At 40.7% G+C, this 25,786-nt stretch carries 25 protein-coding genes and 1 tRNA gene; 11 read left to right on the top strand and 15 right to left on the bottom strand.

All coding sequences use genetic code 11. The features are described 5' to 3' along the window. Positions 1-369 precede the first annotated feature (369 nt). Both ACE01U_RS03565 and ACE01U_RS03560 read left to right on the top strand, forming a co-directional pair. A complete protein-coding gene (locus tag ACE01U_RS03565; RefSeq protein ID WP_395578725.1) occupies positions 370-2,079 on the top strand; it encodes a GGDEF domain-containing protein in 1,710 nt (569 codons plus the stop codon). 110 nt (positions 2,080-2,189) lie between these two features. Beyond that, positions 2,190-2,657: an HIT family protein gene (locus ACE01U_RS03560; RefSeq protein ID WP_101598932.1), complete on the top strand. Its 468-nt coding sequence runs from the start codon at positions 2,190-2,192 to the stop codon at positions 2,655-2,657. 118 nt (positions 2,658-2,775) lie between these two features. On the opposite strand, the gene uvrA is transcribed toward ACE01U_RS03560, so the two are convergent. From uvrA to tenA, 3 genes are all read right to left on the bottom strand, one after another. Continuing rightward, a complete protein-coding gene (uvrA, locus tag ACE01U_RS03555; RefSeq protein WP_395578724.1) occupies positions 2,776-5,607 on the bottom strand; it encodes an excinuclease ABC subunit UvrA in 2,832 nt (943 codons plus the stop codon). Positions 5,608-5,934: 327 nt separating this feature from the next. Continuing rightward, positions 5,935-6,309 carry a hypothetical protein gene (locus tag ACE01U_RS03550; protein ID WP_086209138.1) on the bottom strand — a complete coding sequence of 125 codons (375 nt, stop codon included), beginning with the start codon at positions 6,307-6,309 and terminating at the stop codon, positions 5,935-5,937. 162 nt (positions 6,310-6,471) lie between these two features. Next, on the bottom strand, positions 6,472-7,146 hold the full coding sequence (gene tenA / locus ACE01U_RS03545; RefSeq protein WP_395578723.1) for a thiaminase II: 675 nt from the start codon (positions 7,144-7,146) through the stop codon (positions 6,472-6,474). 211 nt (positions 7,147-7,357) lie between these two features. Here tenA and ACE01U_RS03540 point away from each other — a divergent pair, with 211 nt between their 5' ends. From ACE01U_RS03540 to ACE01U_RS03525, 4 genes are all read left to right on the top strand, one after another. Further along, the gene (locus ACE01U_RS03540) at positions 7,358-8,437 is read left to right on the top strand and encodes a DUF475 domain-containing protein (RefSeq protein ID WP_395578722.1); all 1,080 of its coding nucleotides are present in this window, start codon (positions 7,358-7,360) and stop codon (positions 8,435-8,437) included. A gap of 159 nt (positions 8,438-8,596) precedes the next feature. Then, positions 8,597-9,961, top strand: coding sequence for an MFS transporter (locus tag ACE01U_RS03535; RefSeq protein ID WP_086209135.1), 1,365 nt, complete (start codon positions 8,597-8,599; stop codon positions 9,959-9,961). A 51-nt stretch (positions 9,962-10,012) separates the two neighbouring features. Next, on the top strand, positions 10,013-10,585 hold the full coding sequence (gene ssb, locus ACE01U_RS03530) for a single-stranded DNA-binding protein (RefSeq protein ID WP_086209134.1): 573 nt from the start codon (positions 10,013-10,015) through the stop codon (positions 10,583-10,585). A gap of 130 nt (positions 10,586-10,715) precedes the next feature. Then, positions 10,716-11,039, top strand: a complete 324-nt coding sequence (locus tag ACE01U_RS03525) for a hypothetical protein (RefSeq protein WP_395578721.1) — start codon at positions 10,716-10,718, stop codon at positions 11,037-11,039. Positions 11,040-11,192: 153 nt separating this feature from the next. Here the strand turns inward: ACE01U_RS03525 and ACE01U_RS03520 are convergent, their stop codons facing one another. Both ACE01U_RS03520 and ACE01U_RS03515 read right to left on the bottom strand, forming a co-directional pair. Then, positions 11,193-11,582: a tautomerase family protein gene (locus ACE01U_RS03520; protein ID WP_086209132.1), complete on the bottom strand. Its 390-nt coding sequence runs from the start codon at positions 11,580-11,582 to the stop codon at positions 11,193-11,195. 162 nt (positions 11,583-11,744) lie between these two features. Next, a complete protein-coding gene (locus ACE01U_RS03515; RefSeq protein WP_086209131.1) occupies positions 11,745-12,209 on the bottom strand; it encodes a hotdog fold domain-containing protein in 465 nt (154 codons plus the stop codon). Between the two features lie 137 nt (positions 12,210-12,346). Between ACE01U_RS03515 and ACE01U_RS03510 the strand changes: the two genes are divergently transcribed. Then, positions 12,347-12,970, top strand: coding sequence for a TetR/AcrR family transcriptional regulator (locus tag ACE01U_RS03510; protein WP_395578720.1), 624 nt, complete (start codon positions 12,347-12,349; stop codon positions 12,968-12,970). Positions 12,971-13,132: 162 nt separating this feature from the next. Then, complete coding sequence (gene ahpC, locus ACE01U_RS03505) at positions 13,133-13,696, top strand: alkyl hydroperoxide reductase subunit C (RefSeq protein ID WP_086209130.1); 564 nt, start codon at positions 13,133-13,135, stop codon at positions 13,694-13,696. A gap of 106 nt (positions 13,697-13,802) precedes the next feature. Here ahpC and ACE01U_RS03500 read toward each other — a convergent pair whose 3' ends face one another. After that, a complete protein-coding gene (locus ACE01U_RS03500; protein WP_291373782.1) occupies positions 13,803-14,726 on the bottom strand; it encodes a LysR substrate-binding domain-containing protein in 924 nt (307 codons plus the stop codon). A gap of 386 nt (positions 14,727-15,112) precedes the next feature. Then, positions 15,113-15,739, bottom strand: coding sequence for an isochorismate family cysteine hydrolase YcaC (ycaC, locus tag ACE01U_RS03495; protein ID WP_086209128.1), 627 nt, complete (start codon positions 15,737-15,739; stop codon positions 15,113-15,115). Between the two features lie 332 nt (positions 15,740-16,071). Here ycaC and ACE01U_RS03490 point away from each other — a divergent pair, with 332 nt between their 5' ends. The 3 genes from ACE01U_RS03490 to ACE01U_RS03480 all read left to right on the top strand — a co-directional run bounded on the left by ACE01U_RS03490 (position 16,072) and on the right by ACE01U_RS03480 (position 19,511). Continuing rightward, positions 16,072-16,953, top strand: coding sequence for a pirin family protein (locus tag ACE01U_RS03490; RefSeq protein WP_151707190.1), 882 nt, complete (start codon positions 16,072-16,074; stop codon positions 16,951-16,953). A gap of 425 nt (positions 16,954-17,378) precedes the next feature. Beyond that, entirely contained in the window at positions 17,379-18,677 is a 1,299-nt protein-coding gene (locus ACE01U_RS03485; RefSeq protein WP_213033324.1) for an FAD-dependent oxidoreductase, read from the top strand. Positions 18,678-18,680: 3 nt separating this feature from the next. Continuing rightward, positions 18,681-19,511, top strand: coding sequence for an SAM-dependent methyltransferase (locus tag ACE01U_RS03480; RefSeq protein ID WP_395578719.1), 831 nt, complete (start codon positions 18,681-18,683; stop codon positions 19,509-19,511). A gap of 66 nt (positions 19,512-19,577) precedes the next feature. Here ACE01U_RS03480 and ACE01U_RS03475 read toward each other — a convergent pair. The 8 genes from ACE01U_RS03475 to moaA all read right to left on the bottom strand — a co-directional run bounded on the left by ACE01U_RS03475 (position 19,578) and on the right by moaA (position 25,558). Further along, a tRNA-Thr gene (locus tag ACE01U_RS03475) sits at positions 19,578-19,653 on the bottom strand. Positions 19,654-19,831: 178 nt separating this feature from the next. After that, positions 19,832-20,059, bottom strand: coding sequence for a hypothetical protein (locus tag ACE01U_RS03470; RefSeq protein WP_004691623.1), 228 nt, complete (start codon positions 20,057-20,059; stop codon positions 19,832-19,834). 519 nt (positions 20,060-20,578) lie between these two features. Further along, on the bottom strand, positions 20,579-21,058 hold the full coding sequence (locus ACE01U_RS03465) for a molybdenum cofactor biosynthesis protein MoaE (RefSeq protein WP_110974226.1): 480 nt from the start codon (positions 21,056-21,058) through the stop codon (positions 20,579-20,581). Position 21,059: 1 nt separating this feature from the next. Continuing rightward, on the bottom strand, positions 21,060-21,311 hold the full coding sequence (locus tag ACE01U_RS03460; protein WP_119063284.1) for a MoaD/ThiS family protein: 252 nt from the start codon (positions 21,309-21,311) through the stop codon (positions 21,060-21,062). A 190-nt stretch (positions 21,312-21,501) separates the two neighbouring features. Continuing rightward, positions 21,502-22,107 carry a molybdenum cofactor guanylyltransferase gene (gene mobA, locus ACE01U_RS03455; RefSeq protein ID WP_395578718.1) on the bottom strand — a complete coding sequence of 202 codons (606 nt, stop codon included), beginning with the start codon at positions 22,105-22,107 and terminating at the stop codon, positions 21,502-21,504. Positions 22,108-22,258: 151 nt separating this feature from the next. Beyond that, positions 22,259-23,476, bottom strand: coding sequence for a molybdopterin molybdotransferase MoeA (locus ACE01U_RS03450; protein WP_395578717.1), 1,218 nt, complete (start codon positions 23,474-23,476; stop codon positions 22,259-22,261). After that, complete coding sequence (gene moaCB, locus ACE01U_RS03445; protein WP_151707185.1) at positions 23,473-24,396, bottom strand: bifunctional molybdenum cofactor biosynthesis protein MoaC/MoaB; 924 nt, start codon at positions 24,394-24,396, stop codon at positions 23,473-23,475. Before moaCB ends, ACE01U_RS03450 begins: the two co-directional genes overlap by 4 nt. Positions 24,397-24,535: 139 nt before the next feature. Beyond that, positions 24,536-25,558: a GTP 3',8-cyclase MoaA gene (gene moaA / locus ACE01U_RS03440; protein ID WP_395578716.1), complete on the bottom strand. Its 1,023-nt coding sequence runs from the start codon at positions 25,556-25,558 to the stop codon at positions 24,536-24,538. Positions 25,559-25,786 lie beyond the last annotated feature (228 nt).

Raw genomic sequence — 25,786 nt, 5'->3', positions numbered from 1 at the left:
TGAGGAGATTGGGTTTTCTTGCCAAAACTTGTGGGAAAATTAGAATATTTGCTGAGAGTATATTCTAATTCGCCCCAATGTTGTGCATTATGCACCATAATGTTGCGCATGTAAATATGGCATCTTCAAATGTAAGCGTCTAAAAAAATATTGAAAGAAATTCATCTTTAACATGAAAGTTATTAATGATTGATTTCCTTAGCTTTCATTTGTATTTGAGTATGAGCCTCAAGGAATTTTGCATGAATGAATACTAAAAACTAGGCAAAACAAAGAATTAATGACTTAAATAAGAGATATATTGTTTGTATAATGAGCATTATTGATTATATTTTTTTCTTTTTTCAGAATAGGGGGCGTAGTTTAAGTATGCGAGAAGTACGCTCTGAACATCTGAGTAAAAAGTTATATGTCGCAATGAGCATTATTATTTTGTCATTGTGTAGTCTTTCTATTCCTTTGATGGTCAAAAGTTATAATGATTATATAAAAGCTAACCAAGCACTCATTGAGATACAAGCTTTGCAAGCAGTAGCTGATCTTGCCAATAAAATTTCGCGAGAGCGTGCACCAGCGAACAAAGTGATGTCGAGTAATCAACAAGACTTTGCTAAACATGTCTTGGAGCTAAAAGCATATCGGGCTAACGTCGATGGACAAATGCGTAGTACTCAGGAAATTCTTAAAAAATCGGGGTTTTCTAATTTAAATTTAGACTTATTTTCTCAGCTCGAACAAGCATTAGCACAGGGAAGACAGCAAGTAGATCAATATGCAGCTTTGCCACGTGAGCAACGTAATGCAGAAAAAATGGATCAAGCTATTTTAAAAATGTTTACGGCTTGGGAGCGTAGCCATGATGTTTTGAAAGATGTGATTGCCGTTTCAGAAGGAAAAGACACGGCCATTTCAAATTTTTATACGCAAATTTTGTTATTGGCAGATTTAAGGGATCAAGCTGGGCGGGCAGCATCAAATGTCATGGCGCATGTAACCTTTGAACAACCGATTCCTGAAACCAACTTGGCGCGTTCCTTACAAACACGTAAGCAAGTCATGTACTTGTGGGAGCTGATTGATACACTCCAACCTGAACGTGATAAAACCCCTGAATTCAAGGCATTACATCAAGCTGTTTATAATGAGTTCTTAGCCAAAGGATTGTTGATTGTTGAGCGACTGATGAATGAAAGTATTTATCATCGGCCATATTATTTAACGGGAACACAACTTACCGAGGTGATTGTTGATAAATTCACCACGGTTGTGGATTTGCAGAATTATTTACTCAAATATAGTGTGGAAAAAGCTACACTTGAAAAACGTAAGGCTAAAAATGTTTTGCTCACGACTGTAAGTATTTCATTAGTCTCGATTATTGCTGCGTTATTCACTATGATTTATGCACAAAAAAGAGTTTTTGCTCCATTAATTCAGGCGCGGGAAATCCTCCTCGATTTGTCTAATTCGAGTATGCGTTCTAACGATTTAGAGTCTAAAGATCAATCCGCCAATGTACATTCATTGTTTACAGCGATACAGCAGCTTAAACACACGCTTCAGCAACGGGATGCATTGGAATTTCGGTTGAAAAATATTGCACATTTGGATTCTTTAACAGGCGTCGCAAACCGTTATGCGCTTAACGAGTACATTAAGCTTTTGGAAAATCAGCCGACGCAGTTTTCTGAAACTTGTTTAATGATGATGGATATTGATTATTTTAAACAAGTGAATGATGTTCATGGGCATTTGGTGGGTGACCAAGTCATTCAGTTTGTGGCTGAGAAATTAAAAGATAATATTCGGACTTCTGATTTGTTGGTGCGTTATGGCGGCGATGAATTTATTGTACTCATTGAAAACATTAGCATGGAACGTGCTTTAAAAATTGCTGAGAAGATTCGCTGTGAAATTTATGAAGCAGCATCAATGGATTCAACACGTAGTCCAGATTTGAGTGTGACCATAAGTATTGGTGTTGCGATTGGAGCTGCGAGTTGGACTGAACTTTTGGAGAAAGCCGATCGTGCCTTATTTCAAGCCAAAGAGCAGGGGAAAAATAAGGTGGCGAGTTGAGTTTATTTGTGAAATTCTTAGCTACTGGAAATATCAAAAAAACCAGGGTGATATAACTCAATAGAAGTCTGTGTTTAAATTAAATTTGATAATAATAGAAGGAGCTAAACGTGAGCGAAGGCTGTATTTTTTGTCAGATGATTCAAAATAAAATACCTTGCCACGTCATTGATAGCAATGATGACTATATGGCTTTTTTGACTATCTTCCCAAATACATTAGGCGCAACGGTTGTGATCCCGAAAAAGCATTATGCAAGTTATGCTTTTGATTTAGATGATGATGTTTTAACTGGGTTAATACTCTATACCAAGAAAATTGCGAAAAAGTTAGATGGATTCTTTGAAGACGTTGGACGTACCGCAATGGTATTTGAAGGTTTTGGTGTCGATCATATACATGCAAAATTGTTCCCTATGCATGGAACTATGCAAGTGCATGAAAACTGGAAAGCTGTAAATTCTAATGTTGATAAATACTTTGAGCAGTACGAAGGCTATATTTCATCACATGATTTTCAGCGAGCAAATGATGACGAGTTGGCGAAATTGGCGGAGAAGATTCGAGCATTTGAATAATATAAGTAAACTGTTGGTATGGTAATCCCCCCTAACCCCTCTTTGATAAAGAGGGGAACACCATTTAATTCGTAATGGGAACTCCCTCCTTTTTAAAAGGAGGGTTGGGGAGGATTTACTACTTCAACATCGGCTTCAAAAACTTCGCTGTATGCGAAATTTTATTCTTCGCAACCTGTTCAGGCGTTCCTTCCGCGATAATCATCCCGCCACCTGAACCTCCTTCTGGACCTAAGTCGACAATCCAGTCTGCGGTTTTAATCACATCCAAATTATGTTCAATCACCACAATGGTATTGCCCTTATTACGCAGTTCATGCAAGATATCTAAAAGCTTAGCAATGTCATGGAAATGTAGACCTGTAGTTGGTTCATCCAAAATGTACAGTGTTTTACCCGTATCACGTTTCGCTAGTTCACGAGCCAGCTTCACACGCTGTGCTTCACCACCTGATAGTGTAGTTGCAGACTGGCCTAAGCGAATATAGCCTAAACCGACTTGATTTAAGGTTTCCAAACGACGGTGAATGACAGGAATCGCGTCGAAGAAATGCATGGCGTCTTCCACTGTCATTTCCAACACATCCGAAATATTCTTGCCTTTATAACCGACTTCTAAGGTTTCACGGTTATAGCGTTTACCATGACAGTTATCACAAGGCACATACATATCAGGTAGAAAGTGCATTGCGACTTTGATCATGCCGTCACCCTCACAGGCTTCACAGCGACCACCTTTCACGTTAAATGAGAAACGCCCTGCGGCATAGCCACGTGCTTTGGCTTCTTGGGTCTGTGCAAAGAGTTCACGAATTGGGGTGAATAAACCGGTATAGGTTGCAGGGTTGGAGCGAGGTGTACGACCGATCGGGCTTTGGTCGATATCAACCACTTTATCAAGGAATTGCAGACCATCTATCGAGTCAAACTTTTCTGCAGTTAAAGTGGTTGCACCATTCAGTTGAGTCGCTGCCAAAGGCAATAATGTACGGTTAATCAAGGTTGATTTACCCGAACCAGACACGCCTGTGACACAGGTCATCACGCCTAAAGGAATAGTTAAATCTACATTTTGTAGGTTATGACCTGCAGCACCCATCAATTTAATTTGTTCATCAGGCTTTGGTGGTTCAGTACGTTTTTTCGGAACTTCAATTTTCAGTTTACCTGATAAATACTGACCTGTGAGCGAGTCTGTATTCGCGAGAATTTCATCATACGTCCCTTCAGCAATCACATGACCACCATGAATCCCTGCACCTGGACCAATATCAATAATATGGTCTGCTGCCCGAATCGCATCTTCATCATGCTCAACCACTAACACTGTGTTGCCTAAGTCGCGTAAGCGAACCAAAGTTTCCAGCAAACGGTCGTTATCACGTTGATGCAGACCAATAGATGGCTCATCGAGGACATACATCACGCCCATTAAACCTGCGCCAATTTGTGAAGCTAGACGAATACGTTGCGCTTCACCACCAGACAAGGTTTCTGCTGAACGCGATAGGCTTAAATAGTTTAGACCCACAGAGACCAAGAAATGCAGGCGCTCACGAATTTCTTTAAAAATCTTATCGGCAATTTCACCTTTAGCCCCATCAAGATTTAAGTCCTGATAATAGCTTTCAGCATCGCCAATCGACATTTTGGTAATTTGGGCAATGGTTTTGTCTTTGACACGAACATGACGTGAAATTTCGTTCAGACGTGAGCCACCGCAGGCATCACAGGCCGCATTGGATAAATACTGTGCCAAATCATCACGAACATAGTTACTTTCAGTTTCGCGGTAACGACGTTCTAAGTGCGGCAAAATTCCTTCAAAGGCTTGTACGCGGTTATGTTTACGACCACGTTCATCTATGTAACTGAGATCAACTTTTTCTTTGCCTGTACCATAGAGGAATTTCTTTTTGGTATCGGCATCTAGTTCATTCCAAGGCGTATCCAAAGAAAAACCAAAATGCGCCGCCACTTTTTCAATCATGCTGTAGTAGTACGGGCGTTGTCTGTCCCAACCACGAATCGCGCCTTGGCTAATCGAAACATCAGGGCTTGGAATGAGTTTTTCAGCACTAAAATGACTACGGGTCCCTAAACCATCGCAGGTTGGACAAGCACCAAAGGGGTTGTTAAATGAAAATAAACGTGGTTCCAGTTCTGCAACAGCACGGTCACATTCAGGACACGAGTGTTTAGCCGAAAAAATCCGATCGGGATGTTCACCGTTCATCCACGAGAGAATGGCAATATCACCACCGAGACGTAGAGCAGTTTCAAAAGATTCTGCAATACGGTTGCCGAGGTCATCACGGACTTTGAAACGATCCACCACCACTTCAATGGTGTGCTTTTTCTTTTTATCGAGTTCTGGGATCGGATCGAGATCTACAATTTCACCATCGACACGGGCACGCACAAAACCTTGACTTTGTAGTTGTTCAAACAGGTTTGAATATTCACCTTTACGTTCCCGCACGACTGGCGCCAGCAGCATCAGGGCGGTCCCTTCATCTAATCCTTTTACTGCATCGACCATTTCCGACACAGTCTGAGCCACCATCGGCAAATCATGTTCTGGGCAAAACGGTGTGCCGACACGTGCGTAGAGTAGACGTAAATAGTCATAAATTTCGGTAATGGTGCCCACCGTAGAGCGTGGGTTGTGGCTGGTCGACTTTTGTTCAATCGCAATTGCAGGGCTTAAGCCTTCAATTGAGTCAACTTCAGGTTTTTCCATTTGTGATAGAAACTGGCGCGCATAGGCCGAGAGCGATTCGACATAACGACGCTGACCTTCGGCGTACAGTGTATCAAATGCAAGCGATGACTTACCTGAACCAGAAAGTCCCGTGATCACCACGAATTTGTCGCGGGGAATATCAAGGTTCACATTTTTTAAGTTATGGGTACGTGCGCCTCGAATACGGATATGACTTTGGCTCATAAAACTATCTCGAAATTGTGCAGATAAAGGAGGTATATGATAACGACTTATGCTTTGTTCAAGTGTTACAGATGATTTTATAGCGACAAATTATGTCGGCTAGAAGAAAAAATGCTGCTGATAGACTGTAGCTAGATTTGATGGTCGAGACAAGTCTCAAAGTAGAGTGACAGACTGAGAGTTGGAGATGAAAAATTTGATATAAATATAGGAATAGAAGAAACATTAAAAATGTCAGGTGTATGGCAAAGCTAAAATGCTGTTGTCATTTGTATCGTTTGTCATACGCCTGAATGAGATCGCAATAGTGATGCGCTTATGCTGCGACTAACATGCGATGGCATAGCTACGTTCAAAGATTGAATCGACTGTTTCAAAAGCAAAAGGACGCGCGATGTCATGATGAATTCGCGCATAAAAATTAACCTCATGCTCAAGGGTTTGCAAGAAAGTGTCGTAGTCATCTTCAAAGTCAGGTAAGTCGAGTAAATCTTGTTGCCGACTTAAAAGACAATGATATTTTTTAATAAAAGCTAACATCAGTTTTTGAATGTGTGGATTGGTATAATAAATCAGATAGGTCGCGGCAGAACCACAGTGTAAACAGCCTTTTTCAAGATAAATTTCTTCGTTATTTAGCCAGCAGCATTGTACGGTAAAAAATGCACGAATGGCTTCAGTACCTAGAGTATCAGGATGCATGGGAATGGCCCTCGAAAGTTAATTATGCAAATGATAATTATTATCATTAGTGAAGTTTAGTTTTAAATCCTTAAAATAGCAATCGCGTCATCTGAAAAAATACGATGTTTGGGCAATAAAAAAGCCCTGAAGGGTTCAGGGCTTTTGGGATCATTTGAGCTTTTAAGCGTGGTCTAAACCGAGCCATTGCTGTTGTTTATAAGCGCTGTCCCAGAATAACCATTCCAGTTCAGCCCCTTTACGGTAGGCTTTATGCATTTTCTCAATGGTATCGGCATCACAACGTGCAGCTACTTTATCAATGGTTGCAATCACATTGCGCACAGCTTGATTGAATTCTTCTCCAGCATAAGTATCAATCCAGGCTTGGTATGGGTTGTTAGCGATAGAGTTGCCCACAATGTCTTTACCGACTTCAGCATAAATCCAAAAACAAGGTAAGAGCGCCGCTAACACCACAGGATAGTTTTCAGACCATGCTGTTGCGGTTAAAAAAGAAGTGTAATGATGACAAGCTAAAGTCAAAGGGGTTTCTTCAAATTGTTGTTTTGAAATCCCAAAGTTTTTCATAAAACCATCGTGCAAGCTGCGTTCGACTACAATTGCTTCTTTGGCCCCTTGGCTAAACTGAATAATGTCATCAGCATCATAAGCTTTGGCGCCACATACGGCGAGCGCGCGACCATAAGCCACCAAGTAATGTGCATCTTGGATGACATAATGACAAAACGCTTCTTTATTCAAGCTACCTGAAGCCAATTCTTGGTTAAAAGGCAAAGCCAATGTTTTTTGATATAAGTCGACATTACGTTGCCAAACATCTTGAGAAAAAGCCATTAATTTATCCTGAGAAAAGCCGAAATATGGGCAAGACTATAACAACTGTTGACTCGGAAGAACAATCCAACACTGTGTGGTGAGGAAATAAGTAAAAATTAACGAAGATGTTTTGGTTTCATCTACAAAAACGGTCATAATTGCGACCATAAAACTCAACCTGATTTTTAAGTTTTAGTTAATTTCCAAATTTTTTAAAGGTCGATCTGTCATGATGAAACATTTTGGTTTCTCTATCATTTTTACGATCGTGTGTCTTGCGTTGTCTGCGTACTGGGGTTTTACCCATGGACCAGACGCGGGCTTAAAGACCATGTTTACTGCACTGACTATTACTGCCATTTTAGCGGTGATGGAAGTCTCTTTATCTTTTGATAATGCTGTGGTCAATGCGTCCGTGTTACGTGGTTGGGATCATTTTTGGAAAATGTTATTCCTTACCGTGGGTATTTTAGTCGCTGTATTTGGTATGCGCTTAATCTTCCCTGTCGCAATTGTAGCGGTAACTGCAGATATGGGCTTCGTTGAAGTCGTTCAATTGGCTTTAAATGATCCGAAGACTTATTCACAACGTTTGATGGATCATCATCCTGAAATTGCTGCATTTGGTGGCGCGTTCTTATTGTTAGTGTTTCTTAACTTCTTTTTGGATGAAGGTAAAGATACGCACTGGTTCCGTTGGTTGGAGCGTCGTTTGGCAAACTTGGCCAATGTCCCTGCAATGTCTGTATTCTTGGCCTTGATTGCACTCTTGGTGATGGCGGCGAATGTTGATGAAGCCAAACGTCTAGTCGTGACTATGGCAGGAATCTGGGGCATCGTGGTTTATATTGGTGTACAGGTACTGAGCCATTTACTCGGTGGCGAGCCTGAAATTGATGAAGATGGTAATGCAATTGTGCATGATGCCAATGGCGCAACGACAGGTGTCGTTAAAGCGGGTATCGGTGGTTTCTTATACCTCGAAGTTCTCGACGCATCGTTCAGTTTCGATGGTGTGATTGGTGCCTTTGCCATTACTTCCGATGTCGTGATTATCATGTTGGGCCTTGCCATTGGTGCGATCTTTGTGCGTTCGATGACCATTTACTTGGTCGAAAAAGGCACCTTGGATGCTTATGTCTTCCTTGAACATGGTGCGCACTATGCAATTGGTGCTTTGGCATTTATTATGCTGGCAAGTGGTACAGGTCTTCATGTTCCTGAAATTGTTACAGGTTTAATTGGTGTAGCCTTTATTGTTTGGGCCGTGATTGCGTCTATCCAATATCAAAAACATCAAGCCGTTTAAAGCAGCTTGTTTTGAACCGAAGAAAAGCGCAGCTCAGGCTGCGCTTTTTGTTTTTCAGATCAGGAACGCTTTTATTAAATATAAAATTCATGTCGCTAGTCGGATTGAATAGCCTATAATCTTGATCCAAGATTAATTCAATACAGTCTGTCTTCGTTTATGATGAATGCTTTAGAACGTCGTTCAACTTTTGCCTTAAGCAGTATTTTTGCCTTACGCATGTTGGGTTTGTTCATGATCATCCCTGTCTTTTCTGTAGCAGGGCAGACTTATGAATATGCAACACCTGCACTGCTCGGTTTAGCTGTGGGGATTTATGGTTTAACCCAAGCTATTCTACAGATTCCGTTTAGTCTGATTGCTGACCGTTATAGTCGGAAGCCTTTGGTGGTTTTTGGGCTGCTTCTGTTTGCTTTGGGCGGTGCAATTGCGGCAATGTCAGACACTATTTATGGGGTGATTATTGGTCGTGCTATTGCTGGTGGTGGTGCTGTTTCTGCTGTGGTGATGGCGCTCCTCGCCGATGTGACCCGTGAAGAAAACCGCATGAAAGCCATGGCAACCATGGGGATGAGTATCGGGGTTTCTTTTGCTGTAGCCTTTAGTTTGGGGCCGTGGCTTACAGGTTTAGTGGGTATTTCAGGTTTGTTTTGGGTAACGACGATCATGGGCTTGGCCGCCATTTCAATGTTGCTGTTGGTTCCAAAAGTTACCCGCCACCATCGAAATTTTGATCAAGGTTATTTGGCTCAGCTCAAACAAGTTTTAAAAATGGGTGATCTGAACCGCCTGCATGTATCAGTGTTTAGCTTACATTTATTGCTGACAGCAATGTTTATTTATGTCCCATCACAGTTGATTGATTTTGCCAAAATTCCACTAAATTCGCATGGTTGGGTGTACTTGCCATTGTTGGTAATTAGCCTGTTTTTTGCTTTCCCAAGTATTGTATTGGCTGAAAAATACCGCAAGATGCGTGGCATCTTTTTAACTGCGATTGGCGGTATTATTTTAGGCTTAGGCATTCTAATTTTTGGTTTTGAGTCAAAGTATATTTTGCTCACGGGTTTGGGCTTATTCTTTATTGCTTTTAATGTTATGGAGGCGTTGTTGCCCTCATGGTTATCGAAAGCCGCACCAATTCAGTCTAAAGCCACCGCGATGGGCGTAAATGCCAGCAGCCAGTTTTTAGGCGCTTTTTTTGGTGGCGTTACAGGTGGACAATTATTGTTATTAAACAATACTGCTTTGGGCTGGAGCATTTTGACTGGACTTGCCATTATTTGGTTATTGATTAGTTTTGGTTTGGCGCAGCCACGCTATTTATCTTCGATGGTGCTACGTTTACCTGAACATAAACAAACAGATGAATGGACTTCCCAACTTTTAGCGATTCGTGGTATTGAAGAGGTCGTGGTGATGTCTGATCAGCAAGTGGCGTATGTCAAGGTCGATAAGCAGCAAATAGATGATGCGACGCGACAAGATTTAACGCAGTTGTTAGGGAAAGAGGTAGCCATTTAAGCATAACTCTTATAAAGTAAATAATAGAAACAGATAGGAAGTAAACATCAGATGCGCGGTGTAAATAAAGTTATTTTAGTGGGCACATTAGGCCGAGATCCAGAGACGAAAACTTTTCCAAATGGTGGTTCGTTGACTCAGTTTTCAATTGCAACCAGCGACTCTTGGACAGATAAAAGTACAGGTGAGCGTAAAGAGCAAACTGAATGGCATCGTATTGTGTTACACAACCGTCTAGGTGAAATTGCGCAACAATACCTGCGCAAAGGCTCAAAAGTGTATATTGAAGGTTCATTGCGTACGCGTCAGTGGACAGACCAAAATGGTCAAGAGCGTTACACCACAGAAATCCGTGGTGAGCAAATGCAGATGCTAGACAACAACCGTCAGCAAGGTGAGCAAATGCAAGGCGGAAATGATGGTTATGCACAACCACGTTTCAACAATAACCAAGGTGGAGGTTATAACAATAACAACCAAGGCGGTTATGGTGGCAATCAAGGTGGTAACAACCAACAAGGTGGTTATGCGAACAATAACCCAAGTGGTTTTGCACCAAAAGCAGCACCTCAGTCTGCGCCTGCAACAGCACCAGCGGATATGGATGATGACCTTCCGTTCTAACTGGTATCAGGTATAAACCTTGTACAAAGTGATCAAAAAGAACTTGATTGATATCAAGTTCTTTTTTTATGTGCAGAGAAACTCAGATATTTTGGATAAGGCACATTGTTTATTTTAAAGGGCTTAAAAATTGAAATTAAGACAATCAAAAAGCGAAGCCTCTGGATGGATGTATTGTGGAACAGGCTTTATCGGCTATACCGTTTTTATATTCTTTTTGCTCTCAGAAAGAACACATGGCATCCATTATTCTGAAAATCTTGCTTTATTTAATCAAAATATACTGTATTTTTTGGCCTTTCTCTTAGTTACGTTATCTATAGGGAAAAAGCGTCTATTTACAGATGGGCATGGAAATAGCCCCGTATGGGTGGATAGGTATGTTGCCCCATTTGTATTTTTTTTATTAGGTGTCATATTCCCTGCGATGTTTTTTATTCTGATAATTAAATAAGTTAAAGTGATCATTTAATATCGTAGATCTTGTATCAATGAATTTATACAGGCGCATTTTCAAGGGCTTTTCTGTTGTGGCTGTGCCTGCATTAAAGTGTCTTCATTGGAAACTCACAGTTAAATAGTGGTTTTTTATACTGTATTTTATTTTCTAAATATTGATCTGATAATTTAATTGTAATTCATCAGCATTTTTACCTCTAATTCCCCAGTTTTCTTTTGGGGTTTCAAATATTGTGATTTCAATATCATTGAAATCAATTCCACATAAATCATTAATGTTTTGAAATAGTGTGTTAATGAGGGCTTTTTTTGCTTCTTTTGTCCTGCCCTCAAACATAGAGATTTCGATAATGATGTAAGATTCTGTACGGTCTGATGGGTAAATAAAATGTTCTGATTCTAATGAAATGAAACGTTGAAATTTTTTTTCTATGGGATATTTCAGTGTTTTGGTTAACGCTTGGTGAATGGCAATACTTAGATGATCTCGATGTCTTTTTATGGTTTTATTTAAAGCATAGATTTTAATTTGGGCCATGACTTTCTCTATATTTTAAAATGAAATTAATGGGGATAGATCATCATTCATCTTAACAGAGTGTATGCAAATTCATTTGAAAAAGATCATTGTTAGTTTGTACGCATTTAAGATGAACGGATTGAAAACCCACCATCGAATAGTGGGTTTTGGTCGCAAATTTTATTTTTTCAGTGAAACCCACATTGTAATTGTGGCACGAAAAACCAGTTCTTGAGCAGTGTTTTTAACTTCAACATTGACCACATAATCACTGCCTTCATTCCAAACAAAATTGGACTGTGCTGGTGTTGCCACTGCGACTAAATCAGTCGATGCTTTCTGTATATATTCGACTTGCATGCCTTTTGGAATCCAGCGGTGCGTATTGGGTACGGTCACATCGGTCATGGTGCCTCCGGCGAGTTCTGCCATATTACACATCGCAATGGCATGCACAGTACCAATATGATTCAACACAGCACGGTGTTTTTTTATGCTCACTTCGCAGTAGTCTGGGCGCAGTTGTTCGAATAATGGGGAGATACTGCTGAAATAAGGCGCCTTTAAACACAGCAGTTTTGAAAATGTCCATTTCCCAGCAGGTTTGGCTTCTAGGGTTTTCCATATTTTTAAGGCTTGACTCATGGTGATGTCCTTCATGCATTATTTGAAGAATAATATTCTCATACAGAATATTATTCTGTATTTGGCTGATTTGACGACTCTGCTACACAAAAGAGCGAGTCTTGATTTATGATGAGCACAGTAAAAAAGGAATGATGATGCAAAACATAGCCTTACTTGAACGAATTTATCCTGGTCGACGTGCGGAGCTTAAACGTCAGATTTTAAATTGTGCTTTACAACAGTTTATTCAGCAGGGTATCGAAAGCACGACCATTGAGATGATTCGAGATGCTGCTGAGACCAGTGTTGGGGCGATTTATCATCATTTTAAACATAAAGAAGGCATCGTTTCGGCTTTATATATTTCGGCTTTAAAGGATCAAGCGACTCAACGTATGCAAGCTTTGCAACAGAGTCAAAACCTTAAACATGGACTGTATGCCGTTATTCATAGTTATCTGGACTGGGTAGAGCAGTATCCTGATTTTGCACGATTTTTATATGCAGCCAGTTACAGTGTGCAGCAAGGGATACATGCCGAAACGTTAAAGCAGGAAAACTTACAGCGTAATTTGCAATTAGGTCAGTGGCTGGCTCTTCAGCCTGATGCCGAGTACATGACTGCTGTGCCAGTTGAACTTCGCCTTTCTCTGATGATTGGACCAACAGAAAGCTACTGCCGTGCTTGGTTATCTGGTCGAGTAAGCCCTTTACCTACAGATTATGCAAACATTTTAGCTCAAGCAGCATGGCAGTCTTTAAATGCATTTCAGATGTAAAACTTGATAGTGACAACTGTGAAAAGGGTAAAACTTAACGAGGGCTTTTTAATCTAGAAAACCGATAAATTTCATAAAAACTTACTGTTTCACCAATTTTTAATTTGCACGTATTCTAGCTTCATTACTTAAGCACATTCATTCATTTTTGAGGAAAAATACATGAGTTTAATCAATACTGAAGTTAAAGCGTTTAATGCAACAGCGTACCAAAATGGTGAATTTATTGAGTTGTCTGAACAAAACCTTAAAGGCAAATGGTCTGTTGTATTTTTCTATCCTGCTGACTTTACCTTTGTTTGTCCAACCGAATTAGGCGATTTAGCCGATCATTATGCTGAATTCCAAAAATTGGGTGTGGAAATTTATGGTGTATCTACAGATACTCATTTTACCCATAAAGCATGGCATGACACTTCAGATGTGATTGGTAAAATTCAATATCCATTGATTGGGGATCCGACTTGGACATTGTCTAAAAACTTTCAAGTACTGATTGAATCTGATGGTTTGGCTGATCGTGGTACATTTGTGATTGATCCCGAAGGAAAAATCCAAATTATTGAAATTAATGCAGGCGGTATTGGCCGTGATGCTTCTGAACTGTTACGCAAAGTAAAAGCTGCGCAATATGTACATGCGCATCCAGGTGAAGTATGTCCAGCAAAATGGAAAGAAGGTGAAGCGACGCTGGCTCCTTCAATTGATTTGGTCGGTAAAATCTAAGTAGATCGAATGATACAAGGTCGCGCATCGTTCCAATCTATTGGAACGATGCGCATAAAAAAATCAGCCCAGTGGCTGATTTTTTTATGTTGAGTACGGTTATTTTTTAAAGGTGATAGCCTTTACTGTTGGTGGCAAAGTCGCGTAGGCCTTGAATCAAATGTTCAATCAGTTTTTCCATGACCAAGCGCTGTCCTTTGCGTGAAGCATAGACCAGTTGTACGGTGCCAATATTGGAACACCAGTCAGGTAAAATATGAACCAAGCGACCAGTTGTAATGTCATCTTCTACGGTTAAGTAGGGCAGATTGGCAATGCCTAAACCATCTAAGGCTGAATAATAAATGCCTGCTACGTCATTACTTTTTATCCGTGGTGTCAAAGGAATGACGATTTGTTCTTGGGTCTCAATATGATGTAATAGCCACTGATATTGGTTCTTTTGTACCCCAAGCGCGAGGGTTGGGAAATCATTCAATTCTGTCGCAAATTGAATGTTGCGTCCTTGTAGAAGTTCAGGGCTGGCAACTAGGCAATGTGTAGTTCTTACGACATCACGTACCACAATGCTGGAGTCTTCATTGGCTGTGAAATTGGTACGAATCGCCAGATCAATATCATCATGTAGGACATCCACACGACGACTGGTGAGCTCCATTTCAACTTGAACTTTGGGATATTGTTTTAGAAACTGATTGAGCAAACTGCGAATTTGATAGCGCATCATGACAGAAGGGCAACTCAATTTGATTAAACCCTGAGGTTCGCTTTTCTGTTTCAGTAAAACGTTGTTGGCAGTTTCAACTTGCTGAATAATTTGTTGGCATTCATCAAATAATTCCTGACCCAAAGGTGTCACTTTAAAGTGACGGGTTGAGCGTTGAATGAGATTCACATTATATTTAGCTTCAAGGTCTAAAATGCGGCGACTGAGCTTCGATTTGGTGATATTTGAGGCCTCACTTGCGGCACTAAACCCCCCGTGTTTGACCACAAGATAGAAATAATAATAGTCGTCAAATGAATGCATGATGTGTTTAAGCCTGTATAGATTTACGACATATCGCAGTCTGTTATGAATGTCTTACACTGTATCATTGCGGATGGGTAAGCACGACGAAAAAGTGATCTGAAGATCTAATGCTGGCCTGTTCAGTTTTCTTGTCATGAGCCCCTTAATTTTTGAGTCCGTAAAAAAGTATCTTGCAACATAGCGTGTTTCACCGCAGAACTTGCCAGATTCCTTTGATGCGGAAATAGATCGCAGGACGCTGACTTGTTTAAAATGTTTTTGCCTTGAATCGTGCCAGATAAAAGTTCTACCTATCAAATAACATGATGAATTTAAAAACAAAATGCCAATCAATTTCTGAACTGATTGGCATTAATTCAAAGATCGCTTCTTCGCTCAGCAGATTATTTGCTCGCTGTATTTTTGCTATAACTTTGAATCAGGTTTTTATAGTCTGGGATGTGTGCTGCAAAAAGAGCGCCTAAGCCTTCAATATCATTACGCCAGTCACGGTGTAATTCACAAGCTGCACCAAACCAAGACATCAGTTGAGCACCAGCTTGTGACATACGATCCCATGCGGCATCACGCGTGATGGGGTTAAATGTTCCTGAAGCATCAGTGATGATAAATACTTCAAATTCTTCTTCAAGTGCTGAAAGTGCAGGGAATGCCACACAAACCTCTGTCACCACACCTGCAATGATTAACTGTTTTTTACCTGTTGCTTTGACTGCTTTGACAAAGTCTTCATTGTCCCATGCGTTGATTTGTCCTGGACGCGCAATATAAGGAGCATCTGGAAACATATCGACCAATTCTGGGACTAAAGGGCCGTTTGGACCATCTTCAAAGCTGGTGGTTAAAATGGTGGGAAGATTAAAATATTTTGCTGCTGCGGCAAGGGCAAGCACATTGTTTTTAAATTTATCAGGGTCAATATCACGGACCAATGACAGCAAACCTGCTTGATGGTCAACTAACAGCACGGCTGCATTATCTTTGTCTAAACGAATATATGGCTGAGTCATTTTTCTATCCTCTGTGTGGTTATCTATAAAACCGAAAAGCCAAAGATCTGTTTATTTTCGCTTCTCGATTTAGCACCATCCTAGTGATGAAAATGGGACAATAAAATAAGCCAAACGAGATGCTTAATCTTAAAAATAGGAAAATTTGAGCAAAAATATGCCATTACAATAAAAGATGGCTTTGTTTTTCAACTGGTTTTTATAAAAGCAGGATGGTTCTAATGATATTGTCCTACTGGTGTGATTGTGTGTATTGGCACAGAGCTATAAGTGAACTGAGGAAAGGGGTAGTATAGATTGCATATTCATCCTATCCATATAGGAGTTCCAAGATGAAAAAAGTAATAGGTGTATATCGCAATCAAAACATGCATTGGGTCGGTGACGGTTTTCCAGTTAAAAACCTGTTTTCATACGACCGTTTAGGCCAAGCCATTAGTCCGTTCTTACTGTTGGACTATGCTGCACCATACAAATTTGATCCGACTACGACTCAACGTGGTGTGGGTTCACATCCACACCGTGGTTTTGAAACCGTTACTATTGCATATAGTGGCGAAGTCACACATAAAGACTCGAGTGGTGGTGGCGGTACGATTAACACAGGTGATGTACAGTGGATGACCGCAGGTGCAGGTGTGGTGCATGAAGAGTTTCATTCACCTGCCTTTGCTGAACATGGTGGTCTGTTTGAAATGGTGCAACTTTGGGTGAATTTGCCAGCCAAAGATAAAATGACTACGCCACGTTACCAAGCTTTGACTGTTGCGGAAATTCCACGGATTGAAATGGATGATAATGCAGGACATATCCGTGTTATTGCAGGTGAGTTTGGCGGTCATCATGGTCCAGCGCAAACTTTCAGCCCAGTCAATGTATGGGATGGAGAACTCAAAGCAGACTACGAAACTTTTGTGCATGTTCCTGTGACTCATAACACCATTGTGGTTGTGCTCAGTGGTGAAGTGCTGATTAATGGCACACAAAAAGTGGTGGATAATTCAATTGTGATGTTCGCTCAAGATGGCGAAGCTGCAATCCAGTTTCAAGCACTCACAGACACTAAATTTTTGGTGTTGACGGGTGAGCCACTCAATGAGCCTATCCAAGGTTATGGTCCGTTTGTGATGAATAGCAAAGAGGAAATAGTGCAAGCTTTTGATGATTTTAATCGTGGAAAGTTTGGTGAAATTCCAGTTGCTGTGGTGGACTAAGCACTGACTGTCTAAAAGAAGAAATCCCTACTCGGTCAAGAGTAGGGATTTTTTATGCGCTGTATCTTTCTAGTTTTAGCTCGTTTTGCATAGTTACCTATGCAATATTATGTGATGTAGTTATCATTTTTATGTGGGGCGTATCTTAGCGTCTTTTGCGGATGTTGTAAAACATCTATTTTAAAAATAGTTAATTTATATCTATTGTTTTTAAACAACTTAAATTTTAATTTGGAACAAGATTCAGAAAAGCATAAATTTGTTTACATGCTTCTTTTTAGTGTAATGAAATGTAATTTCAGCTGATTGTATATTTTAGACAAGGTGCATGAAAAGATGTGATTCTGGTATTTTTTAATAGCCCTATTTTTTCGACATTGGGTCATAATTTCAGTCAATATAAGTCAGATTGACGGATCATAATTTTGGATATTGCAGTTATTGGTAGCGGCATGGCTGGTCTTGCTACCGCAAGAATTCTGAAGGATGCAGGGCATAATATTACTATTTTCGAAGCGCTGACTGGGCGTGGTATGGATAGCCACAGTACAGAGTTTGAAGGTGGTTTGATTGATGCTCCCTTACGTGTCATGAACCCGCACTTATGGAAAAATACCTTGAGTCTTGCGACTTATTTGGGCATTAAAACCTATCCTGTGCGTACCTATATGGCATGTAGTTGGCTGTTTGAAGATCGTACTGAAACGTGGTTAACCACGACGCGAAGTCGCATCGGCAATTTTCCAATTATTAATAATCGCAAAGGTCTCCAACAGTATGGATGGCGTTTGGTTAAAGGCATGTTGCAACTTAAAACTGCGATTGCTAAGTTCTTCAAATCTAAAGATCAAGACATGACTTTGGCTGAGTTTATTAATCAGCATGAGATTGAAGAAGTATTTTGGCATGGTGCAGTTATGCCAGTGCTTTATACCATTTGTACCTGCAATCCAAAAACCATTGGTGAATGGCCTGCCAAACCATTGTTGATCTTTTTACGTCAATTGACCGATGGCGATGCTTTACTACGTCTACAAGGCGGAACCCCAGCTTTGGTGGATAAGTTGATTGAAAATATCAATATTCAAAGTGGCTCGGCCATTACCAAAGTTACAGAGCAAGCTGAAAAGGTTTTGGTAGAAAATAACAAGGGCGAACAGCAATTATTTGATCGTGTGGTGGTTGCAACCCCAACGACCAAAATTGAAGAATTTTTAGATTCTGCACAATTTGTCGATGATATTGCATTGTTAAGACAATTCCGTTTTGAGCAAGGTCAACTGGTCATTCATACCGATTCTTCTGTGATGCCGCCAAAGCGTAAAGATTGGTCAGTGCTCAGTTATATGATGGATCGTAAGTTTACCCGTCAACAGTTCACAGTCTGGCTTAACTCAGTAGAACCAAGTCTGGTCGGTAAAAATGCGGTGTTCCAAACGTGGCAGCCCGTGACGGAGATTGATCCGAAAAAAGTGATTTCAACCGTAACCTTAACTCGCGCCGTGGTGGATTCAAAAACCGTCGCGCTGAATAAAGAATTACAACAGCGTCATAAAATGGCAAACCGAAAAGTCTTTTTCTGTGGTTCATGGTCGTGTGATGGTTTACCGATTTTAGAATCAGCAGTGACCTCTGCAATGCATATTGCAGAAATTTTTGGTGCACCATTGCCGTTTGTAGGATTAAAACCTAAAGTTGAGGTTGCCCCACAACTCGGCTACTAAAGCATGAACTGGCTCCAAACTTTACAGCAATATTTTCCGAAGCATAAGTATGCAATTGATGCCAAACAATTGGGAGATCACGCTGTACTGGCTTGGAGCAATCTCGGCTATTGGGAGGATGGTCAATCATCTTACCCTGAGGCTGGCCAAGCTTTGGCCATGCGCCTTGCAGATCGGTTACAGCTAGATGCCAATGATCGGGTTTTGGATTTGGGCTGTGGGCAGGGTGCGAGCCTATTGCTGTGGCGACAGCATTACCATGTTCAGCAACTTTGCGCGGTTGAATTACAAGTCGAATGTGTGCAGCGCATACGGCACACTTTAAATTCAAATATACAGATCATCCAAAATTCTTTTTTAAATTTAAATTCAAAGACATTCTCTAGACCTTTTGATGTGGTGCTGTGTCTGGATGCTGCTTATCACTGTGATTTAAATTTATTCCTGCGATCCACCCATTCTATTTTAAATTCAAACGGTCGGATTGGATTTCATTATCTGATGCTAAGCGATGCATTTTTGAATTTAAATCGTTTTGAGAGGCTTCAACTGAAAATGCTGTTAAAAGCTGCCGACGTTCATTTAGGTCATCTTCAGTTAGAAGTAGACTTGATGCACAGCATTCAAGCACAGGGTTATCAGCAGATTGAAATTGAGGATATATCTGGTGCAGTATTCTCAGGTTTTTCAAATTATTATCATGAGCACTTGGCGCAAAATGTAGTTAAAAACTTGGATGATTTGAAAATTCAAATGACAGCTAAACTTTGTCAAAAATTATTTGAACAGGGCATCGTGCGCTATGCTCAAATTACAGCAATTAAAGATATTTAAAACGAAATAAAAACCTAAAGGCTAGAAACAACAAAGCCTCACTAAAAAGCGAGGCTAAGTATAAAATGGTGCCGGCACACGGATTCGAACTGTGGACCTACTGATTACAAGTCAGTTGCTCTACCAACTGAGCTATGCCGGCAACGTGGAGAGAATAATAGCGGATTTTGTTGAAAACGCAAGCCAAAAAGTGAGCGATTGAAATACACATCATCTTTTGTACAAACTTCACCCACCATCGGGTGGGTGAACGTTCAGAATAAAGCAGTAAGCTAGAATGAAACTGTTTTTTTAAAAAGCGTTAAGTGAGTACATGGAACTTATTTGCTCCTTAAAATTTGATCGAGGTCTTGGGCACATTCTTCCAACGTAAAAGCCATATCGAGTTGCATTTGAGGTTTGAGTTCATTGGCCAGCGTTCTCCATTGTTCAATCAGACGAATTGCTTTTTGAATTTTGTGTTTGTTGACATCCTTTGCAAGGGTTGGGGTATAACCGCCTCGTTTAGCGTTTTTAATTTGTTTGACATAATTGGTGCTGTTATTCATTCCGACTCCCGAATAGCAGTTTTATTGGTCAATTTCGTGTTTCGCTAGTTGTATACCGCAAATTCATTGTGCTTGATGAACATTGCATCTAGATGATAAGTGATGATTTATTTTTAACCTCCCTGCTTATTTGTTTTAGCCCAACTTTCAGTTAGGTTCGAGCATTTATTCTTTAATGAATCTTTATTTTTGTGGTGAAATTTCTCCTAATGGCTAAAGCTTGTGTTTCATAAAGCAGACTTTATGCCAAGTTGAATGTGCAACTTATATCTGCATAAAAAGAGTCTGAATCTGAATGAAGAGCGTCACACTTGTGCTAAAAGACGAGGAGTGAAATGAGCAGAAATGCAAAAGGAATGTATAGATTGAAAGGGATGAGTTGGAATTCAGTTTATTCTTTACATGTGGACTAGGGTTTTAAATCTCTATGGATAGAGGCTGAGCACCATTTTTTGAATGTTGTGTAGTGCTCAGTGTTTTATGATGTGATACTCAGTGTCGCGTTCATCCTATGCAGGATTAATGATGGTGATGATGGTGTCCGTGCTTATGTTCATGCTCATCATAATCTTGTCGTATACAGCAGCCTGCAACATATTGGCTGCTTCCATCTGTATAGAATTCTTCTTTCCACACGGGTACTTCGTGCTTAACACGTTCAACAGCTTCTTCACAGGCTTGAAATGCTTCTCTGCGATGTGGAGCATAAGCAATCGCAATAATTGCTTTATCTCCAATATCTAACTTGCCAATACGGTGCACAACGCGAACATAGTGCAGACCATATTTTTCTTGTATTTCCTGTTCAATGGCTCGAATCATCTTCTCTGCAACAGGAGCATAGGCGGTATATTTTAAAGCCTGAACCGCTCGCCCTTCATGATGATTGCGGACGGTTCCGATAAAAATCCCAGTTCCACCACATTCAGGAAAAGCCTGAATTGTATCAAAATGATTTAAATCAAGAGCTGTATCTTGAATACGTGGAAACACAAGCATATTAGCCTCCTGCGACTGGCGAAAGTAAAACCAAAGTACAGTCTTGAGTCAAGACTGTTTGACGAGGAATAATGTCTTCACCTATAGCACAGGCACAGCGTTCTATCATGTCAGCCACAGATGGATAGTGTGTTTTAATTTGGTTTAATACATCCGTAACTAAACTGTTTGATGCACAGTTCAAGTTTAGATCAGCAGGCAGGTGTTTTTCGATGGCACCGTAAGCTTCGATTTTAATATGAATGTCCTGCATGATGAGTTCCGTTTAATGGGTTCAAAACAATTTTTGATTCAGTCGTTTTCAATAGGTTTGGATGCACTTTAGCACTATTCAATTCGCTCCTCAAAATCTCAAAGGTCATTGTCTTCAGATGGATTCATATTCGACTTTTTGCTTCAAATTTGCTATTTCAGAATGACCGCCTGAATTGAGTCACTCAGCGTCATTTTATGCCAGCTTTCTGGTAGGCCTGCACTTCTTCAAACGAATTTAAGCTATGAAAAGTTGAATGCTGATTTTGAATATTTACTCTTTGAGGGCATAGATTTGCAAAACATTGTTTTAAGCTAAGCTGTTGGCGCTCTAAATGCTGATTGAATGTATCGAGACTGCTGCGTTTCAATAAACAAAAAGGATAAAGTGCTTGCCCATTGAACGCGACGTAAGCAACGGAAGATAAAGGATGGTGTTTGAGTGCTTGATGCAGCTGAAGCAGGATGTCTTGTGGAATTTCGGTAATGTCGCATGGAACACATAAAATATAATCAGATTGAACATATGACCATGCACTTTTCATGCCGACTAAGGGGCCTAAGAAACCATCTGTATCATCTTTGAAATAGCGAATATCAGGAATTAACGCCAGATAGTCGGCATAGTCACAATGGCTATTGATCCAAACTTCCTGAACTTTGTCCTGAAAAGCTTTATATATTTTTAACAGTTGAATGTCGTGATCAAAGCATTGCAGGAGCTTGTTGACGCCATTCATACGTGTGGCCTGTCCACCAGCTAAGATGATCAAAGCTGTCGCTGGGTAAGGTTGCATTGCATGTACCTGATTTTCAAAATGAGAGAGTCTCTCTCATTTTGAAATCTTTTTTGCTGCGATGATGTGCAATCAAAGTTAAAGCTTTGATTGTCATTATGCATCGGCAGCATTGTTATTGTTGGTTAGAGATAAAGACCATCAATCGACCTCATATCGAAATAAAATCAACATAGTCCATTGAAACGGGAGCATCGGTCCGGGCAGGAATTCGAACAATCACATTGGCCTGATTCAAATTGCTCAACATGTGTGATTGTTGCTTTCCGAGTTTGGCAACCGTCAATTGTCCATGTTCGTTCACATTTAACACCATACGTAACAACTGCTCGCGACTGTCTTGTTTTACGCTATCAGTGAAACGTGCTTTTTTCCATACAGGAGCAGGGGAGTCGATCCCTTGCAGTGCCGCCAACACTGTAGAAACATGTACGGCAAGGCAGGTCAGTACCGCCGCAGGATTGCCTGGTAAACCAATTAAGTAAGAGATATGGTTATCTGCTTGATATTCAGCAAAATATAATGGTTTTCCTGGTTTTTGTGCCACCTGCCAAAAGATTTCTTTTGCCCCTAAGGCCATAGAAACAGGACGAATCAGGTCATAATCCCCAACAGAAACGCCACCTGTGGTAATAACCAGATCATAACCATTCATTGCATTGGAAAGCGATTGAGAGAGTAGACTCTCATCATCAATCACATGTTCTAAATGCACATCTGTTAAACCTTGCTCGTTAAGCCATGCCAAGATCATTGGGGCATTGGCATCAAAAACTTTAGATTCATTATCCAATTGGCTACTGACTTCATCCCCTGTAATCAGAACGGCAATTTTGGGTTGGCAGTAAACCTGTACATCCTGAACACCCGCCATACTGAGTGCAGCAATTAGGCCATTGCCTAAGCGTTGCCCTTTTTGTGCAAGCTGAGTTCCAATACTCAGTTCTTCGCCTTGGTAACGAATATCTGCACCTTTTTCTAAAGCTTGATTTAAAACAGCGAGATTATGGCTACGGGTGATAATTTCTTGTCGTGCTACGGTATCTGCTGAATGGGGGAGTTTGCCTCCAGTAAAAATACGAACAGTTTGTCCTGATTGTATTTCAATGTGCTCTGCAACACCTGCCCGAATTTCTCCAATGACCTCAAAACTTGTGACCCCTGCAAGTAAGTCCTCAGAGCGAAGAGCGTAACCATCGACTGCGCTTTGGGTAAAGAGTGGCAGGGCAACCGTTGATTCTACATCTGCGGCTAAAACATGCCGATGCGCCTGTACTAAAGGTAAAGTCACGCAAGGTAGTGTTTTGACTGAACGATAATGCGCAAGGGCTTGATCAAGGGTAATTAAACCGACACCTGAACAACTCATTCATAACCTCCCGGATGAGGTAGATCACGGCAAACATCAAAAATATGAACCAATGCAGGTAGAATCGCAGCCATGGATTCACTGGCACCACCACGACTTCCCGGCAATGTGATGACCAATGAGCGGTCAATAAAACCGGCAACACCTCGAGACATTGCTGCATAAGGAGTGCGTTTTTGACCAAAAGCCCGTGCAGCTTCCATGAGTCCATTGAGCTCACGTTCTAGCAAAGGTTGTAAGGTATCGACCGTAATATCTCTTTTGCCAATTCCAGTTCCACCTACAGTAATCACGCAGGCATAGGATTGGGTCAGCTCTAAGACCAAATCTTTTAGCTGAGCTGCTTCGTCAGGTAAAACTTGATAATGAATAGGATCGAAACCTGCTTCGGTTAATGTATCAACGACTGAACGACCTGCTGTATCAGGTTTACGGCCTGCTGCAACTGTATCTGATAGTACCAAAACTGCTGCAGAGACTGGCTGGCGTAAATGGCGTTTGAAGTGTGATTTTCCACCTTTTTTCAGGTCTAATTTGCACTGTTGGATAATCAACTCATGTGGTTCACAATGCGGTTTAAGCATGTCATAAATGGTCAATCCAGCAAGACTGGCAGCAGTGAGTGCTTCCATTTCTACACCTGTGGGTCCAATGGTTTCAACTGTTGCTCGAATCACGACACGATCGGCCAAAAGCTCAAAGTCGACATCAGCACGGTAAATGGGTAGGGGGTGACATAGTGGAATCAGTTCATCGGTGCGTTTTGCCGCTAAAATGCCTGCAATGCGTGCAGTTTTCAGCGCATCGCCTTTTTCAGTATTGCCATCGGCAAGAAGTTGTAAACAATGTGCTGGAGCAAGTAACTCAGCACTTGCTGTTGCCACTCGGTAGCTTTCTGGCTTCATGCCAACATTTTTCATAAAATATTCCGAAACATTAAGGAACCGACAGGCAGTTCAGCAGTTTGATCAGTAGACAACGTTTATGACGTATTTAGATAACACAAAAATAAATGCGGATATAGTCGAATGACTGTCGAACTCAAAATTAATCAACTTATTAACCACCTATGGCATGCATACTGATTTTGCGTGTTGGAGCCTGTTGATGTTCGATAAAGCCAGCTTTTTTATGCCATACCGCATTCAAAATATGAGTTTGCAATAAAGAAAGATCTGGTTGTTGAAGTAAATGCCGTAGCGGAGTGCCTGTATTGGCAAATAAACAGCTAAAAAGTTCGCCTGTCGCAGTCAATCTCAAACGATCACAACTCTGACAAAAAGGTTTGCTGATGGTGGAAATGATGCCTAGTTTATAATGCCCATTGAGTAAATAAAGCGTTGCAGGGTCATGTTGTCTGGCTTGTATTTCAACTTGAAAATGAGATCTAAGTTTTTGAATAATTTCATCTTCAGTAATCACCTTTTCTGCACGCCAGTGATCGGGTTGGTCTAAAGGCATATATTCAATAAAACGTAATTCAAATTTTTGTTGGTAGGCCCATTGGGTGAGTTCGACAATCTCATGATCATTCTTTCCTGCCACCAAGACACAGTTGAGTTTGATTGGGATACCTGCGTGTTGCGCCGCAGTAATTCCCCTTAACACAGGCTCAAGTGGGCGCTGGGTCATGTCTTTAAACGTATCTGGATGGATGCTGTCGAGGCTGATGTTGAGATCATCTAAACCAGCTTGTTTTAGCCCTTGAGCATATTTTTGAAGATAAAAAGCATTGGTGGTCATAGAAATACGTTGTAGACCATGGGCTTTGAGGTGATTTAAATCATGAATAAAATTGACAATACCTTGGCGCATTAACGGTTCGCCACCTGTAAGGCGAATGTGTCGAATACCCAGACGCACCATAACCGCACAAAATTGTAAGAGCTCTTCAAAATTCAAGATATCTTTTTTAGCCAACCACTCTGGGGTGTCTGGCATGCAATAACTACAACGAAAATTACAACGATCGGTCAGTGAAATTCTGAGTTTATGTTTATGACGGCCGAACTGATCGACCAACTGTGACAGTCTGCTCATGCCAAGAGCGGGTGTTACTGTTGTTGTAGTCGAACCATCCATAGTTACTCCACGGGTATAAACACACCTTTGGGTTGTGATCAGAAGAGTATGAAATGTTTTATTTTAAATATCAAACAAACGATAGAGTGAATTAAATTTATCCTTATTTTCAATAACTTGAGTGGTTTGCTTTAAATGGAGCTACATGTGAGAGAGGGTGTTTGTAATAAATAGAGTGTTGAAATTTAATCCTAAAAGGGGGATATTTTTTATCAAAAGTGTTGTTCA

The sequence above is a fragment of the Acinetobacter halobius genome (genome assembly GCF_044130335.1).
GTDB lineage: Bacteria > Pseudomonadota > Gammaproteobacteria > Pseudomonadales > Moraxellaceae > Acinetobacter.
Note: the sequence above shows the minus strand (reverse complement) of the source record. Positions and strands in the feature narration are given on the sequence as shown.

Coding starts and splice junctions, on each gene's coding strand:
- ACE01U_RS03565 (WP_395578725.1), top strand. CDS start 370: ATGCGAGAAGTACGCTCTGAACATCTGAGTAAAAAGTTATATGTCGCA.
- uvrA (WP_395578724.1), bottom strand. CDS start 5,607: ATGAGCCAAAGTCATATCCGTATTCGAGGCGCACGTACCCATAACTTA.
- ACE01U_RS03550 (WP_086209138.1), bottom strand. CDS start 6,309: ATGCATCCTGATACTCTAGGTACTGAAGCCATTCGTGCATTTTTTACC.
- tenA (WP_395578723.1), bottom strand. CDS start 7,146: ATGGCTTTTTCTCAAGATGTTTGGCAACGTAATGTCGACTTATATCAA.
- ACE01U_RS03540 (WP_395578722.1), top strand. CDS start 7,358: ATGATGAAACATTTTGGTTTCTCTATCATTTTTACGATCGTGTGTCTT.
- ACE01U_RS03535 (WP_086209135.1), top strand. CDS start 8,597: ATGATGAATGCTTTAGAACGTCGTTCAACTTTTGCCTTAAGCAGTATT.
- ssb (WP_086209134.1), top strand. CDS start 10,013: ATGCGCGGTGTAAATAAAGTTATTTTAGTGGGCACATTAGGCCGAGAT.
- ACE01U_RS03520 (WP_086209132.1), bottom strand. CDS start 11,582: ATGGCCCAAATTAAAATCTATGCTTTAAATAAAACCATAAAAAGACAT.
- ACE01U_RS03515 (WP_086209131.1), bottom strand. CDS start 12,209: ATGAGTCAAGCCTTAAAAATATGGAAAACCCTAGAAGCCAAACCTGCT.
- ACE01U_RS03510 (WP_395578720.1), top strand. CDS start 12,347: ATGCAAAACATAGCCTTACTTGAACGAATTTATCCTGGTCGACGTGCG.
- ahpC (WP_086209130.1), top strand. CDS start 13,133: ATGAGTTTAATCAATACTGAAGTTAAAGCGTTTAATGCAACAGCGTAC.
- ACE01U_RS03500 (WP_291373782.1), bottom strand. CDS start 14,726: ATGCATTCATTTGACGACTATTATTATTTCTATCTTGTGGTCAAACAC.
- ycaC (WP_086209128.1), bottom strand. CDS start 15,739: ATGACTCAGCCATATATTCGTTTAGACAAAGATAATGCAGCCGTGCTG.
- ACE01U_RS03490 (WP_151707190.1), top strand. CDS start 16,072: ATGAAAAAAGTAATAGGTGTATATCGCAATCAAAACATGCATTGGGTC.
- ACE01U_RS03480 (WP_395578719.1), top strand. CDS start 18,681: ATGAACTGGCTCCAAACTTTACAGCAATATTTTCCGAAGCATAAGTAT.
- ACE01U_RS03470 (WP_004691623.1), bottom strand. CDS start 20,059: ATGAATAACAGCACCAATTATGTCAAACAAATTAAAAACGCTAAACGA.
- ACE01U_RS03465 (WP_110974226.1), bottom strand. CDS start 21,058: ATGCTTGTGTTTCCACGTATTCAAGATACAGCTCTTGATTTAAATCAT.
- ACE01U_RS03460 (WP_119063284.1), bottom strand. CDS start 21,311: ATGCAGGACATTCATATTAAAATCGAAGCTTACGGTGCCATCGAAAAA.
- mobA (WP_395578718.1), bottom strand. CDS start 22,107: ATGCAACCTTACCCAGCGACAGCTTTGATCATCTTAGCTGGTGGACAG.
- ACE01U_RS03450 (WP_395578717.1), bottom strand. CDS start 23,476: ATGAGTTGTTCAGGTGTCGGTTTAATTACCCTTGATCAAGCCCTTGCG.
- moaCB (WP_151707185.1), bottom strand. CDS start 24,396: ATGAAAAATGTTGGCATGAAGCCAGAAAGCTACCGAGTGGCAACAGCA.
- moaA (WP_395578716.1), bottom strand. CDS start 25,558: ATGGATGGTTCGACTACAACAACAGTAACACCCGCTCTTGGCATGAGC.